Genomic DNA, 18,141 nt, shown 5'->3' on the forward strand with positions numbered 1-18,141 from the left:
CTTAAATTATAGAACTTCTGGAGCTAAAGAAACGATCTTCATGAAGTTGCTATCACGTAATTCACGAGCTACTGGTCCGAAGATACGAGTACCACGTGGGCTCTTATCGTCTTTAATGATAACCGCTGCGTTTTCATCAAATTTGATGTAAGAACCGTCCGGACGACGAGCTCCGCTCTTCGTACGTACTACTACTGCTTTAACAACGTCACCTTTTTTAACAACGCCACCTGGTGTTGCTTGTTTTACCGTAGCAACGATAATATCACCAATGTTAGCATATTTACGACCAGAGCCGCCTAATACTTTAATTGTTAAAAGTTCACGTGCACCAGAGTTGTCAGCAACTTTCAAACGAGATTCTTGTTGGATCATGTTATGAAACCTCCCTTCGGACTAAAAATTCCGATTCGTCTATTTAGATAATAACCGCTTCTTCAACGATTTCAACTAAACGGAAACGCTTAGTAGCAGAAAGCGGGCGAGTTTCCATGATTTTAACGATATCGCCAAGTTTCGCTTGGTTTTGCTCATCATGGGCTTTGTACTTCTTAGAATACTTAACACGTTTTCCGTACAAGGAATGAGTTTTGTAAGTTTCAACTAAAACTGTAATCGTTTTGTCCATTTTGTCAGACACTACACGACCAGTATAAACTTTGCGTTGGTTACGTTCGCTCACTATGCAAACCTCCCCTCAATTTATCGATTAATTCCGATCTCTCTTTCACGAACTACAGTTTTCATACGAGCAATTGCTTTACGCACTTCACGAATGCGAGTTGGATTCTCTAATTGTCCTGTAGCAAGTTGGAAGCGAAGATTAAACAACTCTTCCTTTAAAGCTTTAACTTTTGTTTCGATTTCGGCAGTGGTTAATTCACGAATATCATTAGTTTTCATTAGATTCACCACCATTTTCTTCACGTTTTACGAATTTACATTTCACAGGTAACTTGTGAGCTGCAAGACGTAATGCTTCGCGTGCTACCTCTTCAGACACACCCGCGATTTCGAACATAATTTTCCCAGGTTTTACTACTGCTACCCAGCCTTCTGGTGCCCCTTTACCGGAACCCATACGTACTTCTAGAGGTTTTGCAGTGTAAGGCTTAGAAGGGAAAATTTTAATCCATACTTTACCGCCACGTTTCATGTAACGAGTCATTGCACGACGAGCAGCTTCGATTTGACGGTTTGTAATCCATGAAGCAGCTTGTGCTTGTAAACCGAATTCACCGAAAGCAATTTCAGTTCCACCTTTTGCACGACCACGCATTTTACCACGATGCTCTCTACGATATTTTACGCGTTTTGGCATTAACATATTATTTTCCTCCTTCCTCAGAAGCTTTCTTTTTTGTAGGAAGGACTTCTCCACGGTAGATCCATACTTTTACGCCTAATTTACCGTATGTTGTATCAGCTTCAACTGCTGCATAGTCAATATCAGCGCGAAGTGTATGAAGTGGAACAGTTCCTTCACTGTAAGATTCTGCACGAGCGATATCAGCTCCGCCAAGACGACCAGAAACCTGTGTTTTAATACCTTTAGCACCTGCACGCATAGCACGTTGAATAACTTGCTTTTGTGCACGACGGAATGATACACGGTTTTCTAATTGACGAGCGATGTTTTCGCCTACTAATTTAGCGTTAAGATCAGCTCTCTTAACTTCTAAAATGTTGATGTGTACACGCTTGCCTGTTAATTGGTTAAGAGCTTTACGAAGTGCTTCAACTTCAGTACCACCTTTACCAATTACCATACCAGGTTTTGCAGTGTGAATTGTAACATTTACACGATTTGCTGCACGTTCGATTTCTACTTTAGCAACAGCAGAATCTTTTAAGCGTACAGTAATGTACTCACGGATTTTGATGTCTTCATGTAATAATGTAGCGTAATCTTTCTCAGCGAACCAACGAGATTCCCAGTCACGGATAACACCGACACGAAGACCAATTGGATTAACCTTTTGACCCATCGATTATCCCTCCTTCTTTTCTGATACCACAACTGTGATGTGGCTTGTGCGTTTGTTAATTTGGCTTGCACGACCCATTGCACGTGGACGGAAACGTTTCAACGTTGGACCTTCGTCAACGAAAACTTTTTCAACAACTAGGTTGTTAATATCCATCTCATAATTGTGCTCTGCATTTGCGATTGCAGATTTTAAAACTTTTTCTACAACTGGAGAAGCAGTTTTTGGTGTGTGGTTAAGGATAGCAATCGCTTCACCCACTTGCTTACCTCGGATTAAGTCTACTACTAAACGAACTTTACGAGGAGCAATACGAACTGTTCTCGCTACTGCTTTAGCTTGCATTGAAGTGCCTCCTCTCATTATCTTCTAGTTTTCTTATCGTCAGCAAGGTGACCTTTATACGTACGAGTTGGTGCGAATTCACCTAACTTATGGCCAACCATATCCTCAGTGATGTACACAGGTACGTGTTTACGACCATCATATACAGCGATTGTGTGTCCGATGAACTGAGGGAAGATTGTTGAACGGCGAGACCAAGTTTTAACAACTTGTTTTTGCTCAGATGCAACTAATTTTTCCATTTTGCTCATTAAGTGATCATCGACAAATGGTCCTTTTTTTAAGCTACGAGCCATTTTGGTGCCTCCCTTCGTGATTGGCGTACGGTTCTAGAAATGAACCGTACTACAATCCCATTATTTTTTACGACGACGAACGATAAATTTATCAGACGCTTTATTTTTCTTACGAGTCTTGAATCCAAGAGTTGGTTTACCCCATGGAGACATTGGAGACTTACGTCCGATTGGAGAACGTCCTTCACCACCACCGTGTGGGTGATCAACCGGGTTCATTACAGAACCACGAACTGTTGGGCGTTTACCTAACCAGCGAGAGCGACCTGCTTTACCGATTTTGATAAGTTCGTGTTGTTCGTTACCAACTTGACCGATTGAAGCGCGACAAGCAGATAATACAAGACGTACTTCACCAGAAGTTAAACGTACAAGTACGTATTTACCTTCTTTACCAAGTACTTGAGCAGATGTACCAGCAGAACGAACTAATTGTCCGCCACGACCAGGCTTAAGCTCGATGTTATGAACAACAGTACCTACTGGAATGTTGATTAATGGTAATGCGTTACCGATTTTAATGTCAGCTTCTGGGCCAGACATAACTTCCATACCTACTTCTAAAGATTTAGGAGCAAGAATGTAACGTTTTTCACCGTCAACGTAGTTAATTAATGCGATATTCGCAGAGCGGTTTGGATCGTATTCGATCGTAGCAACGCGTCCTGGAATTCCATCTTTGTTACGCTTAAAGTCGATGATACGGTATTGACGCTTATGTCCGCCACCTTGATGACGTACAGTAATTTTACCTTGGTTATTACGACCCGCCTTCTTGCTTAAAGGAGCAAGTAATGACTTTTCGGGTCTGTCAGTCGTGATTTCAGCGAAATCATTCGTAGTCATATTACGACGACCGTTAGTAGTTGGATTATACTTTTTAATTCCCATCTCAATTTCCCTCCTTCTTTAGTAAGAATTAAACGCCTTGGAAGATTTCGATTTCTTTGCTGTCAGCAGTTAGCTTAACGATTGCTTTACGACGACGGCTAGTAAAACCAGCGTGACGACCAACGCGTTTTGCTTTCGGCTTGTAGTTCATGATGTTCACTTTTTCTACTTTAACACCAAAGATCGCTTCAAGAGCATCTTTAACTTCTGTTTTATTAGATTTAACGTCCACATCGAACGTGTATTTTTTTTCAGCCATCATTTCCATAGAACGTTCAGTGATAACTGGGCGCTTAATGATATCACGAGGATCTCTCATTATGCAAGCACCTCCTCTACTTTTTCCACTGCCGCTTTTGTCATGATTAGCTTATCATGATGAAGCACGTCTAAAACGTTTACGCCATCAGCAGTGATTACTGTTACTCCAGGGATATTGCGAGCAGATAACTCTACAGATTCGTTTGCATCAGCAGTTACGATAAGAGCTTTCTTCTCAACAGTTAATCCTTTAAGTACTGCTAGCATATCTTTTGTTTTTGGTGCATTTAACACTAGGTCTTCAAGAACTACAATGTTGTTCTCAACTACTTTAGTAGCTAATGCAGATTTGATTGCTAAACGACGAACTTTCTTAGGAAGTTTGTACGCATAGCTTCTTGGTGTAGGTCCGAATACCGTACCACCACCACGCCATTGAGGAGAGCGGATAGACCCTTGACGAGCACGTCCAGTTCCTTTTTGACGCCATGGTTTACGACCACCACCGCGAACTTCAGAACGAGTTTTTACTTTGTGTGTACCTTGACGTAAAGATGCACGTTGCATCATTACAGCTTCGAAAAGTACAGCTTCATTTGGTTCGATACCGAAAATAGCTTCAGCTAATTCGATTTCACCAACCTGTGAACCAGTTTGGTTATATACAGTAACTTTTGGCATTGGAATTCCTCCTTCCTATTGTGAATTATTTGCTAACCTTCACAGCGCCTTGAACAACTACAAGAGATTTCTTAGCACCTGGAACGTTACCTTTTACTAGTAATAAGTTGCGCTCAGTGTCAACTTGAACGATTTCTAAGTTTTGGATAGTAACTTGGTCTCCACCCATACGTCCAGCAAGTTTTTTGCCTTTGAATACACGGTTCGGAGCAACTGGGCCCATTGAACCTGGACGACGGTGATAGCGAGAACCATGAGACATAGGTCCGCGAGATTGTCCGTGGCGTTTGATAACACCTTGGAAACCTTTACCTTTAGAAATTCCTGTTACGTCAACGATTTCACCTGCAGCGAAAACTTCAACTTTTACCTCTTGACCAACCTCTAATCCGTCCACGTCTGCATCGCGGATTTCGCGAATGAAGCGCTTAGGAGTTGTAGATGCTTTAGCAGTGTGGCCTTGTTCAGGTTTGTTAGTTAACTTTTCACGTTTATCTTCAAATCCTAACTGGATTGCATTGTAGCCATCAGTTTCAGTTGTTTTCTTTTGAAGAACAACGTTTGGATTAGCAGCGATAACTGTTACTGGGATTAACTCACCGTTCTCAGCAAATACTTGAGTCATACCGATCTTTCTTCCTAAGATTCCTTTGGTCATGAGTTACACCTCCTACATTTTTAAGTTATATAATTTATAGTTTGATTTCGATATCTACACCAGACGGTAAGTCTAAACGCATTAATGAATCTACTGTTTGTGGAGTAGGACTCACGATATCGATTAAACGTTTGTGTGTGCGCATTTCGAATTGCTCACGAGAATCTTTGTACTTATGAACAGCACGAAGAATTGTGTAAATAGTCTTCTCAGTTGGTAATGGGATCGGACCAGAAACTGTTGCCCCAGAACGCTTAGCTGTTTCTACAATTTTCTCAGCTGATTGATCAAGAATACGGTGATCATAAGCTTTTAAACGGATACGAATTTTTTCTTTTGCCATTATTTTCCCTCCTTCGTTCGCCTATTTCTAAAATAGACCTTCTCCATGGAAATTTCCCCACACCATGCCATGGCAAAGCGGCCGGGTGTGTCAGCAACCTTCCACTTCATCGCAGTCAAAGACCAACATTGTCTATTATACAATGTTATTCGTCTAGATGCAAGCATCTTTTTGTTTGCATCTGCTTTTCTCTACTTTTGCTATTATACATGGCACTTTAAAGAATTTCAAGTTTTCATCTAACAGAATTCATTTTACAGTTTCTGGATTTTGTTTTGATGGTTTTATATTAATATAGAAGAAACTCGTCAAAACATAAAAATATAATCTTACTCATTATATAAACACAAACAAAAAACCCAAGGGAGAATCCCTTGGGTTTTTATATCAGTTAAGATTACTCAACGATAGTTGCAACTACGCCGTAACCTACTGTACGTCCACCTTCACGAATAGAGAATTTAGTTCCCTCTTCGATAGCGATTGGAGCGATAAGTTCGATAGTCATTTCGATGTTGTCACCAGGCATTACCATTTCAGTACCTTCTGGTAATTGGATGATACCAGTTACGTCAGTTGTACGGAAGTAGAACTGAGGACGGTAGTTAGCGAAGAATGGAGTGTGACGTCCACCTTCTTCTTTAGATAATACGAAAACTTCAGCTTTGAATTTAGCGTGTGCTTTTACAGAGCCAGTTTTAGCAAGAACTTGTCCACGTTGGATGTCTTCACGAGCAACCCCACGAAGAAGAGCACCGATGTTGTCTCCAGCTTGAGCTTGGTCAAGAAGTTTACGGAACATTTCTACACCAGTTACAGTTGTAGAAGCATTCTCTTCAGCAAGACCGATGATTTCTACTACGTCACCAACTTTAACGATTCCGCGCTCTACACGACCAGTTGCAACTGTACCACGACCTGTGATAGAGAATACATCCTCGATAGGCATTAAGAATGGTTTGTCAGTTTCACGTTCTGGAGTTGGGATGTAAGCATCAACTTCAGTCATTAATTCAATGATTTTTGCTTCCCAATCAGCTTCTCCTTGAAGAGCTTTAAGAGCAGAACCTTTGATTACAGGAATGTCGTCGCCTGGGAATCCGTATTCAGATAATAGGTCACGAACTTCCATTTCTACTAATTCTAATAATTCTTCGTCGTCTACCATGTCGCATTTGTTTAAGAATACAACGATGTAAGGTACACCTACTTGACGAGAAAGAAGGATGTGCTCACGTGTTTGAGGCATTGGGCCATCAGCAGCAGATACTACTAAGATACCGCCGTCCATTTGAGCAGCACCAGTGATCATGTTTTTAACATAGTCAGCGTGACCTGGGCAGTCAACGTGTGCATAGTGACGAGTTTCAGTTTCGTACTCAACGTGTGCAGTTGAGATTGTGATTCCGCGCTCTCTTTCTTCTGGAGCAGCGTCGATTTGATCGTATCCGCGTGCTTCAGCACCACCAGCTTTTGCAAGAACTGTAGTGATCGCAGCAGTTAATGTAGTTTTACCATGGTCAACGTGGCCGATTGTACCGATGTTAACATGGGGTTTAGAACGTTCGAATTTAGCTTTAGCCATTCTAAATTCCTCCTTAGTTTATATAGGTTATTTTATATTTAGACTAGAAAGCGAAACCGAAGTCTCACTTTCTAAGCTTACATAAGTAGTTATACTTGAACAATCGATAAAAATCAATTATTCACCTTTATTTTTTTTAATAATTTCTTCTGAAACAGACTTCGGTACTTCTTCATAATGATCAAATGTCATTGAGAATGTTCCGCGTCCTTGAGTGTTTGAACGTAATGCTGTCGCATAACCGAACATTTCAGAAAGTGGAACCATAGCGCGAACAACTTGTGCGTTACCGCGAGCTTCCATACCTTCTACACGTCCACGACGAGATGTTACGTCACCCATGATGTCTCCCATGTATTCTTCAGGAATTACAACTTCAACTTTCATCATTGGCTCAAGAATTACTGGGTTACATTTAGAAACCGCAGCTTTAAGTGCCATAGATGCAGCGATTTTGAACGCCATCTCAGATGAATCGACATCATGGTAAGAACCGTCAACTAATGCTGCTTTAATGTCAACTAGTGGGTAACCAGCTAGTACACCATTTTTAAGTGAGTCTTCAAGACCCGCTCCAACAGCTGGGATGTATTCACGTGGAACTACACCGCCGACGATTTTGTTTTCGAATTCAAATCCTTTACCTTCTTCGTTAGGTGCAAACTCAATCCAAACGTGACCGAATTGTCCACGTCCACCAGATTGACGAGCGAACTTACCTTCAACTTTCGCAGCAGCGCGGAAAGTTTCACGGTATGCTACCTGAGGAGCACCAACGTTTGCTTCAACTTTGAATTCACGGCGCATACGGTCAACGATGATATCAAGGTGAAGTTCACCCATACCAGCGATGATTGTTTGGCCAGTTTCTTGGTCAGTGTGAGCACGGAATGTTGGATCTTCTTCAGAAAGCTTAGATAATGCTGTACCCATTTTATCTTGGTCAGCTTTAGATTTTGGTTCGATAGCTACAGAGATAACTGGCTCTGGGAATTCCATAGACTCAAGGATAACAAGGCTCTTCTCGTCACAAAGAGTATCACCAGTAGTAGTATCTTTTAAACCTACAGCAGCAGCGATGTCACCAGCGTAAACTGTTGAAATCTCTTCACGGCTGTTAGCGTGCATTTGTAGGATACGACCTACACGCTCACGCTTACCTTTAGTTGAGTTTTTCACGTATGATCCAGAGTTTAACACACCAGAGTACACACGGAAGAACGTTAACTTACCAACATAAGGGTCAGTCATGATTTTGAATGCTAAAGCTGCAAATGGTTCTTCATCGCTAGACTTACGTTCTACTTCTTCCTCTGTATCCGGAAGAGTACCTTTAATAGCAGGTACATCTAATGGAGATGGTAGGTAGTCGATAACTGCGTCTAACAGAATTTGAACACCTTTGTTTTTGAATGCAGAACCACAGATTACTGGGAAGAATTCTACAGAAGTTGTAGCCTTACGGATACCAGCTTTAAGCTCTTCTACAGTGATTTCTTCACCTTCTAGGTACTTCATCATCATTTCTTCATCAAGCTCAGCTACCGCTTCAATAAGCTTTCCACGGTATTCTTCAGCTAGTTCTTTGTGCTCTTCAGGAATTTCGACACGCTCGATGTCTGTTCCTAAATCGTTACCGTACATGTAAGCACACTCTTCAACAAGGTCAATGATACCATTGAACTCATCTTCAGCACCGATTGGTAACTGAATTGGATGTGCGTTTGCTTGTAAACGATCGTGGATTGTTCCTACAGAGTATAAGAAATCTGCACCGATCTTATCCATTTTGTTAACGAATACGATACGAGGTACACCGTAAGTAGTAGCCTGACGCCAAACAGTTTCTGTTTGTGGTTCAACACCAGATTGTGCATCAAGTACTGCTACCGCACCATCAAGTACGCGTAAAGAACGTTCTACTTCTACTGTGAAGTCTACGTGTCCTGGAGTGTCAATGATGTTTACACGGTGACCTTTCCATTGAGCTGTAGTTGCAGCAGAAGTAATTGTGATACCACGCTCTTGCTCTTGCTCCATCCAGTCCATCTGAGATGCACCTTCATGAGTTTCACCGATTTTATGAATACGTCCTGTGTAATACAGAATACGCTCAGTTGCTGTAGTTTTACCAGCATCGATGTGAGCCATGATACCAATATTACGAGTGTTTTCTAAAGAGAACTCTCTTGTCATTTGGTGTCTTGCTCCTTCCATATATGGATTGGATTTTTTTATTTTAAGTAGCAAAAAAGCCACTTTATATTGTTACATATGCCAGTGTCCAGTACCCTCATTATGTAAAACGAGCGCCCAACGAAAGGGAGAGGCATTCTCCCTCTCCACACTTCCATAAGCGACAAATAAAGCGGTTTATGCTTACATTTATTTTACGTTGAATCCTACCAACGGTAATGAGCAAATGCTTTGTTAGCTTCTGCCATTTTATGAGTGTCTTCACGTTTCTTAACAGATGCACCAGCGTTGTTAGCTGCATCTAAGATTTCGTAAGCTAGACGCTCTTCCATAGTTTTTTCACCACGAAGACGAGCATAGTTTACTAACCAGCGAAGACCTAAAGTTGTACGGCGTTCTGGACGAACCTCAACTGGAACTTGGTAGTTAGCACCACCAACACGACGAGCGCGTACTTCAAGAACAGGCATGATGTTCTTAAGAGCTTGCTCGAATACTTCCATTGGTTCTTTATCTGAACGTTCACGAACGATATCGAAAGCGTTATAAAGAATTGTTTGAGATTTACCTTTTTTACCGTCAACCATCATTTTGTTGATTAGGCGTGTTACAAGTTTAGAATTGTACATTGGATCAGGTAACACGTCACGTTTCGCAACAGGTCCTTTACGAGGCATATTGAGTTCCTCCTTTCATTATAAGTTTATTATTTTTTAGCAGGTTTTGGTCGCTTAGTACCATATTTAGAACGTCCTTGCATACGTTTGTCAACACCAGCTGTATCAAGCGCTCCACGAACGATGTGGTAACGTACCCCTGGTAAATCCTTTACTCGACCACCGCGAATTAATACTACGCTATGCTCTTGTAGGTTATGACCGATACCTGGGATGTAAGCTGTAACTTCAATACCGTTTGTTAAACGTACACGAGCGTATTTACGTAACGCTGAGTTAGGTTTCTTTGGAGTCATTGTACCAACACGAGTACATACACCACGTTTTTGAGGTGCAGAGATATCAGTTGATTTTTTCTTTAAAGAGTTAAAACCTTTGTTTAACGCAGGTGATTTAGATTTCCATACTTTATCAGTACGACCATTTCTCACTAATTGGTTAATAGTAGGCATTTGATTATCCTCCCTTCGCATGTTTGTATGACCACATATCCAGGTGGTTCATTATTAGTTGAAAACAAAGTTTTTGCAAGGAAGAGCAAATGCTCTCTCCTCACAAAAACAGTTTTAACTTATTATTCCTATTGCTGAAGCTCCCACTTGAATCCCCGAAACTTTTCCAAGCTTACGAACTGATTCAACTTTGGTTATGGGTATGTTATGTTGCAAAGCAGTGCGAATGATAATATGGGTTAACCGCACATCAGCATCTTCTGCAATAACAACTTCTTTAACTATACCATTTTTGATTGCTTCCAATGTTCGTTTATGACCAACGACTACATTTTCAGCATTTGACACTTTTTGATAAGACATATAAATATCCTCCAAAGCATCGTTCAGGAGCAACCTTGATTATAGTAACATTTTGACTCATACAATGTCAACTAGGATTAGATGTTTTTATACAAAATTTACGACGGAAAATTTTACTGTTCCACATAAATCTCATCGTTTTCTACATTCATGTCATCTTGTGTTGTTTTTACAAGATCAACTTTGCGATAACGATTCATACCTGTTCCAGCAGGAACAAGTTTACCGATAATAACGTTCTCTTTCAGTCCTAGAAGCTCATCACGTTTACCTTTAATTGCTGCATCAGTTAAGACACGAGTTGTTTCTTGGAATGATGCTGCAGATAAGAATGAATCAGTTTCAAGTGAAGCTTTTGTAATACCAAGTAGAACAGGTCTAGCCGTTGCTGGTTGTTTACCTTGCAGTAACACCTTCGCATTCGCATCAGTAAACTGATGGATATCTAGTAATGTTCCTGGTAATACATCTGTTTCACCTGCATCACTTACACGAACTTTACGTAGCATTTGACGTACCATTACCTCTACGTGTTTGTCACCAATTTCTACCCCTTGCATACGGTATACTTTTTGAACTTCACGTAATAAGTATTCTTGAACTGCCGTAATGTCCGTTACTTTTAGTAATTCTTTCGGATCAATAGAACCTTCTGTTAACTCTTTACCGTGGCTAATTGGCTGTCCTGGCGTTACTTTCAGACGAGCACCGTAAGGAATAGCATACGTACGAGCTTCAACCTCACCCTGTACAACTACTTCTTGGCGATCTTTAACATCGTTGATCGCTGCGATAACACCGTCGATTTCACTGATAACTGCCTGACCTTTCGGATTACGAGCTTCAAAGATCTCTTGGATACGAGGTAAACCTTGTGTGATATCATCACCGGCAACCCCACCTGTATGGAACGTACGCATCGTTAACTGTGTACCTGGCTCACCGATAGATTGAGCCGCGATAATACCTACCGCTTCTCCTACTTCTACGTCTGTACCAGTTGCTAAGTTACGACCGTAACACTTCTTACATACACCATGGCGAGTGTTACACGTAAACGCTGAACGAATGTTTACAGTTTCAACACCCGAATTTTCAACGATATGAGCGATATCTTCAGTAATTAATTGATTTTCAGCAACTAATACTTCACCTGTTTCAGGATGTTTTACAGTTTTTCTTGCAAAACGTCCAACAAGACGATCATATAATGACTCAATTACTTCATTACCCTCTTTAATCGCACCAATTAGTAAACCGCGATCTGTCCCACAATCATCTTCACGAACAATTACATCTTGTGCAACGTCTACAAGACGACGTGTTAAGTAACCAGAATCGGCAGTCTTAAGTGCTGTATCGGCAAGACCTTTACGAGCACCATGCGTAGAGATGAAGTACTCAAGTACTGTTAAACCTTCACGGAAACTTGATTTGATCGGAAGTTCAATGATACGACCAGATGGATTGGCCATCAGACCACGCATACCAGCAAGCTGAGTGAAGTTAGATGCGTTACCACGGGCACCGGAATCACTCATCATGAAGATTGGATTGCGTTTATTCAAGGACTTCATCAGTTTTCCTTGGATAACGTCTTTTGCATTACTCCAAATAGAGATAACACGATCGTAACGTTCTTCTTCCGTGATTAAACCGCGACGGAATTGTTTAATTACATTATCTACTTTTGCTTGTGCTTCGTGGAGAATTTCATCTTTTTCACCTAATACAAGAATGTCAGATACCCCAACTGTAATACCAGCTTTTGTAGAGTATTTAAATCCTAAGTTCTTCATACGGTCAAGCATGCGAGACGTCTCTGTAATTTTGAAACGCTTGAATACTTCCGCAATGATGTTACCAAGAATCTTCTTGCTAAATGGTGCCACTTCTTCGCGACTAGCAATAATTTCTTTAATGTTCGCACCTTTTTCAACGAAATATTCCGCTGGTGTTTCTTTTTCAAGGTTTGAGTTTGTTGGTTCGTTAATATAAGGGAACGACTCTGGTAAGATTTCGTTAAATATTAATTTACCAACTGTTGTTAATAGAAGTTTACCTTTTTGCTCTTCAGTAAACGTTACATTATTTACTGAACTTGCAGCAACTGCAACACGCGTGTGCAGATGTACATATCCATTTTGGTATGCAAGTATTGCTTCGTTGGCATCTTTGAAGACCATACCTTCACCGATTGCACCTTCACGCTCAAGTGTTAAGTAGTAGTTACCTAATACCATATCCTGAGATGGAGTAACAACTGGTTTTCCGTCTTTTGGATTCAAGATGTTTTGTGCCGCTAACATAAGAATACGAGCTTCTGCTTGTGCTTCTGATGATAACGGAACGTGAACCGCCATTTGGTCACCGTCAAAGTCCGCGTTGTATGCAGTACATACAAGTGGGTGAAGACGGATTGCACGACCTTCTACTAGTGTAGGTTCAAACGCCTGGATACCAAGACGGTGAAGTGTTGGTGCGCGGTTTAGAAGTACTGGATGTTCTTTAATCACAGATTCTAAAACGTCCCAAACTTCAGGTTGTACACGCTCGATTTTACGTTTAGCACTCTTAATGTTGTGTGCTAAACCTTTTTCAACTAACTCTTTCATAACGAAAGGTTTGAACAGTTCAAGCGCCATTTCTTTCGGTAATCCACATTGGTACATCTTTAAGTTCGGTCCTACAACGATTACTGAACGACCAGAGTAGTCAACACGTTTACCTAATAAGTTTTGACGGAAACGTCCTTGTTTACCTTTAAGCATGTGAGATAGAGATTTTAATGGACGGTTACCTGGTCCAGTAACTGGACGGCCACGGCGACCATTATCGATTAATGCGTCTACAGCTTCTTGTAACATACGTTTTTCGTTTTGAACGATGATGCTTGGTGCACCTAAGTCCAATAGACGTTTTAAACGGTTGTTACGGTTAATTACACGACGGTATAAGTCGTTTAAATCAGAAGTAGCAAAACGTCCACCATCCAACTGTACCATTGGGCGTAGTTCTGGTGGGATAACTGGAAGAACATCTAGGATCATCCAAGATGGGTGATTTCCAGAGTTACGGAATGCTTCTAATACTTCTAGACGTTTAATAGCACGAGTACGGCGTTGTCCTTGTGCTGTTTTTAATTCTTCTTTTAAGAAGTCTACTTCTTTATCTAAATCGATATCTTGTAGTAGCTTTTTAATCGCTTCTGCACCCATAGCAGCTTGGAATGTGCTACCATATCGATCACGATATGCACGGTATTCTTTTTCAGAAAGTAATTGCTTCTTATCAAGTGGTGTATCTCCACTTTCTGTTACAACATAAGAAGCGAAATAAATTACTTCTTCAAGCGCGCGAGGGGACATGTCTAAGACAAGTCCCATGCGGCTCGGGATACCTTTGAAATACCAAATATGAGATACAGGAGCAGCTAATTCGATATGACCCATACGTTCACGACGAACTTTTGCACGCGTTACTTCAACGCCACATCGATCACAAACTACACCTTTATAACGTACACGTTTGTATTTTCCGCAATGACATTCCCAGTCCTTTTGTGGTCCGAAAATACGCTCACAGAACAAGCCATCTTTTTCAGGCTTTAACGTACGATAGTTAATTGTTTCTGGTTTCTTAACTTCACCGTATGACCAAGAACGAATCTTGTCAGGTGAAGCAAGTCCAATCTTCATATATTCAAAGTTATTTACATCTATCAAGGGGCCTACCTCCCTTTTAGTCTACAGGTTATCCCAATTATTCCTTAGTTGTCTCAACTTCGACATTCAATTTATCTGCTGATTGATGATCGTCGTCATCTTCTGTATCACGCATTTCGATTTCTTTATCGTCGCTAGACATCATTTTAACGTCCATACCTAAACTTTGCAGTTCTTTAATCAATACTTTGAATGATTCAGGAACGCCTGGTTCTGGAACATTTTCACCTTTAACAATTGCTTCATACGTCTTAACACGTCCGATAACATCATCAGACTTCACTGTTAAGATTTCTTGAAGAGTATAAGCAGCACCATAAGCTTCAAGTGCCCAAACCTCCATCTCACCGAAACGCTGTCCACCGAACTGAGCTTTACCTCCAAGAGGTTGCTGCGTTACAAGTGAGTATGGTCCAGTAGAACGAGCATGAAGTTTATCGTCAACCATGTGCGCAAGTTTGATCATATACATGACACCAACAGATACGCGGTTATCGAATGGTTCACCAGTACGTCCGTCATACAGGATTGTTTTCGCGTCATTTGCCATACCAGCTTCTTCAATTGTGCCCCATACATCTTCCTCACGAGCACCATCGAATACTGGTGTTGCAATGTGAATGCCAAGGTATCTTGCTGCCATACCAAGATGAAGCTCTAATACCTGACCGATATTCATACGAGATGGTACCCCTAATGGGTTTAACATGATATCGATTGGCGTACCATCTGGTAAGTAAGGCATATCTTCTTCTGGTAAAATACGAGAAATAACACCTTTGTTACCGTGACGTCCTGCCATCTTGTCACCTTCAGAAATTTTACGTTTTTGAACGATATACGCACGTACAAGTTGATTCACGCCCGGTGGCAATTCATCGCCATCTTCACGGTTGAATACTTTTACGTCTAAGATAATACCGCCACCACCATGTGGTACACGTAGTGATGTATCACGTACTTCACGTGCTTTTTCACCGAAGATTGCATGTAATAGACGTTCTTCTGCTGTTAATTCTGTTACACCTTTAGGTGTTACTTTACCAACAAGTAGATCTCCATCTTTTACTTCAGCACCGACGCGAATAATACCACGCTCATCAAGGTTACGAAGTGCATCTTCTCCGACGTTTGGAATATCACGTGTAATTTCTTCTGGTCCAAGCTTCGTATCACGAGCTTCTGACTCATATTCTTCAATATGAATAGAAGTGTACACATCATCTTTTACAAGGCGCTCACTCATAATGATCGCATCCTCATAGTTATAACCGTCCCATGTCATGAAGCCAACAAGCACGTTACGTCCAAGTGCTAGTTCACCTAATTCCATAGAAGGACCATCCGCAAGGATTTCACCTTTTACAACTTCATTTCCAACACTTACGATTGGACGTTGGTTGTAGCAAGTTCCTTGGTTAGAACGAATGAATTTTTGCATTTTGTAGCGATCTAAGTCGCCTTTTACTGTTTGACCGTCAACTTCTACATAGCGACGTACCCAAACTTCACGTGCTTCTACGCGTTCAACAACACCAGGGTGTTTACAGATTACTGCAGCACCTGAGTCTTTTGCTGATACGTACTCCATACCTGTACCTACAATCGGTGATTCCGGATTCATTAACGGAACCGCCTGACGTTGCATGTTCGCTCCCATAAGTGCGCGGTTAGAGTCATCGTTTTCTAAGAACGGAATACAAGCTGTCGCTGCCGACACTACTTGCTTTGGAGATACATCCATATAGTCGATGCGTTCTTTATTTGTGACAATGTTTTCACCACGGAAACGAGCTACGATATCTTCATCAAGGAATTCTCCTTCTTCAGATAATTTCATATTCGCTTGGGCTACAACATAATTATCTTCTTCATCTGCTGTTAAATAATCAACCTGCCCTGTTACAAGACCAGTTTCTGGGTCAACACGACGGTATGGTGTTTCAATGAAACCAAACTCATTTACTTTCGCGAACGAAGATAATGAGTTAATCAAACCGATGTTTGGTCCCTCTGGTGTTTCAATCGGACACATACGACCGTAGTGAGAGTAGTGAACGTCACGCACTTCAAAGCCTGCGCGCTCACGCGTTAAACCACCGGGTCCTAATGCAGATAGTCTTCGTTTGTGAGTTAACTCTGCTAATGGGTTTGTTTGGTCCATGAACTGAGATAACTGAGAACTTCCGAAGAACTCTTTAATAGATGCAATAACAGGACGGATGTTAATTAACGCCTGTGGTGTAATTGCATTTGTATCTTGAATCGACATTCTCTCACGAACAACACGTTCCATACGAGAAAGACCGATACGGAATTGGTTTTGTAAAAGCTCTCCTACTGAACGTAAACGACGGTTTCCTAAGTGGTCGATATCGTCTGTATCCCCTACTTTGTATAGTAGGTTGAAGAAGTAGCTGATAGAAGCAAGGATATCACCTGGTGTAATATGTTTTATATCACGAGTAATATTTGCATTACCAATTACGTTAATTACGCGTTCGCCTTCTGACTCAGGAGCATAAATCTTAATAGATTGCAGCTCAACATCGCCTGCTACCACTCCACCCATTGGTTTCGCTGTTTTGAATCCAATGTTTTTCTCTAAGTAAGGTAGAATGCGATCAAGCGTACGACGATCTAAGACTGTTCCTTCTGCCGCTAAAATTTCACCAGTTTCTGGATCCACCAGTGTTTCAGCTAAACGTTGGTTAAACAATCTATTTTTAATGTGTAGCTTTTTGTTGATCTTATAGCGACCTACATTTGCTAAGTCGTAGCGCTTCGGATCAAAGAAACGAGACACAAGTAAGCTCTTTGCATTTTCTACTGTTGGTGGTTCACCAGGGCGTAGACGCTCATAAATTTCAAGCAATGCTTTTTCTGTGCTATCTGTGTTGTCTTTTTCTAATGTGTTGCTTAAGTATTCGTTATCACCTAAAAGCTCGGTGATTTCTTGATCAGAGCCAAACCCTAATGCGCGTAACAAAACAGTTACAGGAAGTTTACGAGTACGGTCAATACGTACATATACAACATCCTTAGCATCTGTCTCATACTCTAACCAAGCCCCGCGGTTTGGAATTACAGTAGCAGTAAAACCACGTTTTCCGTTTTTATCCACTTTGCCACTATAGTATACGCTTGGAGAGCGAACTAACTGGGAAACGATAACACGTTCTGCACCGTTAATTACGAATGTTCCAGTCTCTGTCATGAGTGGGAAATCTCCCATGAACACATCTTGTTCTTTTACTTCACCAGTTTCCTTGTTGATTAGACGCACTTTTACACGAAGTGGTGCTGCATACGTCACATCACGCTCTTTGCATTCTTCTACAGAGTATTTAGGTTCACCTAAGCTGTAGTCGATAAATTCAAGCGATAGATTTCCCGTAAAGTCTTCGATCGGAGAAATGTCTTGGAACATTTCTCGCAAACCCTCATCAAGAAACCACTGATAAGAAGAGGTTTGAATTTCGATAAGATTTGGTAACTCTAATACTTCACTAATACGGGCATAACTTCTTCGTTGGCGGTGGCGTCCGTATTGAACTAGTTGACCTGTCAACTGCTTCACCCCTCAAATCATGAGTATTATAAATGCACAAAAAAATTTGTGCAAAATCACAAATAAATACAACTACTGCTATTAGCGTAGTTTTTTTCTCTTAAAGATA

General features: G+C 41.1%; 19 protein-coding genes. All 19 read right to left on the reverse strand.

Going from position 1 to position 18,141, the window contains the following annotated elements; all coding sequences use genetic code 11:
* Nucleotides 1–6 precede the first annotated feature (6 nt).
* The 19 genes from rplN to rpoB all read right to left on the reverse strand — a co-directional run bounded on the left by rplN (nucleotide 7) and on the right by rpoB (nucleotide 18,032).
* The gene (gene rplN / locus A6J74_RS16285; RefSeq protein ID WP_000615912.1) at nucleotides 7–375 is read right to left on the reverse strand and encodes a 50S ribosomal protein L14; all 369 of its coding nucleotides are present in this window, start codon (nucleotides 373–375) and stop codon (nucleotides 7–9) included.
* 43 nt (nucleotides 376–418) lie between these two features.
* On the reverse strand, nucleotides 419–682 hold the full coding sequence (gene rpsQ, locus A6J74_RS16290; protein ID WP_000004106.1) for a 30S ribosomal protein S17: 264 nt from the start codon (nucleotides 680–682) through the stop codon (nucleotides 419–421).
* Between the two features lie 20 nt (nucleotides 683–702).
* Nucleotides 703–903, reverse strand: a complete 201-nt coding sequence (rpmC, locus tag A6J74_RS16295) for a 50S ribosomal protein L29 (protein WP_000855718.1) — start codon at nucleotides 901–903, stop codon at nucleotides 703–705.
* A complete protein-coding gene (rplP, locus tag A6J74_RS16300) occupies nucleotides 893–1,327 on the reverse strand; it encodes a 50S ribosomal protein L16 (protein WP_000928969.1) in 435 nt (144 codons plus the stop codon). The genes rpmC and rplP overlap by 11 nt, the downstream gene beginning before the upstream one ends.
* Nucleotide 1,328: 1 nt before the next feature.
* Nucleotides 1,329–1,988: a 30S ribosomal protein S3 gene (gene rpsC / locus A6J74_RS16305; protein ID WP_000529958.1), complete on the reverse strand. Its 660-nt coding sequence runs from the start codon at nucleotides 1,986–1,988 to the stop codon at nucleotides 1,329–1,331.
* Nucleotides 1,989–1,991: 3 nt separating this feature from the next.
* On the reverse strand, nucleotides 1,992–2,333 hold the full coding sequence (gene rplV, locus A6J74_RS16310; protein WP_001148024.1) for a 50S ribosomal protein L22: 342 nt from the start codon (nucleotides 2,331–2,333) through the stop codon (nucleotides 1,992–1,994).
* Between the two features lie 17 nt (nucleotides 2,334–2,350).
* Nucleotides 2,351–2,629 (reverse strand): 30S ribosomal protein S19, encoded by a 279-nt coding sequence (rpsS, locus tag A6J74_RS16315; RefSeq protein ID WP_000124454.1) that lies wholly within the window; start codon nucleotides 2,627–2,629, stop codon nucleotides 2,351–2,353.
* A gap of 60 nt (nucleotides 2,630–2,689) precedes the next feature.
* Complete coding sequence (gene rplB, locus A6J74_RS16320; protein WP_000511583.1) at nucleotides 2,690–3,520, reverse strand: 50S ribosomal protein L2; 831 nt, start codon at nucleotides 3,518–3,520, stop codon at nucleotides 2,690–2,692.
* A gap of 28 nt (nucleotides 3,521–3,548) precedes the next feature.
* The gene (rplW, locus tag A6J74_RS16325; RefSeq protein WP_001205558.1) at nucleotides 3,549–3,839 is read right to left on the reverse strand and encodes a 50S ribosomal protein L23; all 291 of its coding nucleotides are present in this window, start codon (nucleotides 3,837–3,839) and stop codon (nucleotides 3,549–3,551) included.
* A complete protein-coding gene (gene rplD, locus A6J74_RS16330; protein WP_001127258.1) occupies nucleotides 3,839–4,462 on the reverse strand; it encodes a 50S ribosomal protein L4 in 624 nt (207 codons plus the stop codon). The genes rplW and rplD overlap by 1 nt, the downstream gene beginning before the upstream one ends.
* Nucleotides 4,463–4,487: 25 nt before the next feature.
* Nucleotides 4,488–5,120 (reverse strand): 50S ribosomal protein L3, encoded by a 633-nt coding sequence (gene rplC, locus A6J74_RS16335; RefSeq protein WP_000160209.1) that lies wholly within the window; start codon nucleotides 5,118–5,120, stop codon nucleotides 4,488–4,490.
* Nucleotides 5,121–5,154: 34 nt separating this feature from the next.
* Nucleotides 5,155–5,463 carry a 30S ribosomal protein S10 gene (rpsJ, locus tag A6J74_RS16340; protein ID WP_001040595.1) on the reverse strand — a complete coding sequence of 103 codons (309 nt, stop codon included), beginning with the start codon at nucleotides 5,461–5,463 and terminating at the stop codon, nucleotides 5,155–5,157.
* Nucleotides 5,464–5,860: 397 nt separating this feature from the next.
* The gene (gene tuf / locus A6J74_RS16345) at nucleotides 5,861–7,048 is read right to left on the reverse strand and encodes an elongation factor Tu (RefSeq protein WP_001029617.1); all 1,188 of its coding nucleotides are present in this window, start codon (nucleotides 7,046–7,048) and stop codon (nucleotides 5,861–5,863) included.
* Between the two features lie 117 nt (nucleotides 7,049–7,165).
* On the reverse strand, nucleotides 7,166–9,244 hold the full coding sequence (fusA, locus tag A6J74_RS16350; protein WP_000196385.1) for an elongation factor G: 2,079 nt from the start codon (nucleotides 9,242–9,244) through the stop codon (nucleotides 7,166–7,168).
* Between the two features lie 206 nt (nucleotides 9,245–9,450).
* Nucleotides 9,451–9,921 carry a 30S ribosomal protein S7 gene (gene rpsG / locus A6J74_RS16355; protein WP_001137492.1) on the reverse strand — a complete coding sequence of 157 codons (471 nt, stop codon included), beginning with the start codon at nucleotides 9,919–9,921 and terminating at the stop codon, nucleotides 9,451–9,453.
* Between the two features lie 29 nt (nucleotides 9,922–9,950).
* On the reverse strand, nucleotides 9,951–10,373 hold the full coding sequence (rpsL, locus tag A6J74_RS16360) for a 30S ribosomal protein S12 (RefSeq protein WP_001142341.1): 423 nt from the start codon (nucleotides 10,371–10,373) through the stop codon (nucleotides 9,951–9,953).
* Nucleotides 10,374–10,487: 114 nt separating this feature from the next.
* Nucleotides 10,488–10,736, reverse strand: coding sequence for a 50S ribosomal protein L7ae-like protein (locus tag A6J74_RS16365; protein WP_000121831.1), 249 nt, complete (start codon nucleotides 10,734–10,736; stop codon nucleotides 10,488–10,490).
* A gap of 113 nt (nucleotides 10,737–10,849) precedes the next feature.
* Nucleotides 10,850–14,461 (reverse strand): DNA-directed RNA polymerase subunit beta', encoded by a 3,612-nt coding sequence (gene rpoC / locus A6J74_RS16370; RefSeq protein ID WP_000567945.1) that lies wholly within the window; start codon nucleotides 14,459–14,461, stop codon nucleotides 10,850–10,852.
* 37 nt (nucleotides 14,462–14,498) lie between these two features.
* On the reverse strand, nucleotides 14,499–18,032 hold the full coding sequence (rpoB, locus tag A6J74_RS16375) for a DNA-directed RNA polymerase subunit beta (protein WP_000147560.1): 3,534 nt from the start codon (nucleotides 18,030–18,032) through the stop codon (nucleotides 14,499–14,501).
* Nucleotides 18,033–18,141: the final 109 nt, after the last annotated feature.

Origin of the sequence: Bacillus sp. FDAARGOS_235, assembly GCF_002073415.2 — a bacterium.
GTDB lineage: Bacteria > Bacillota > Bacilli > Bacillales > Bacillaceae_G > Bacillus_A > Bacillus_A toyonensis.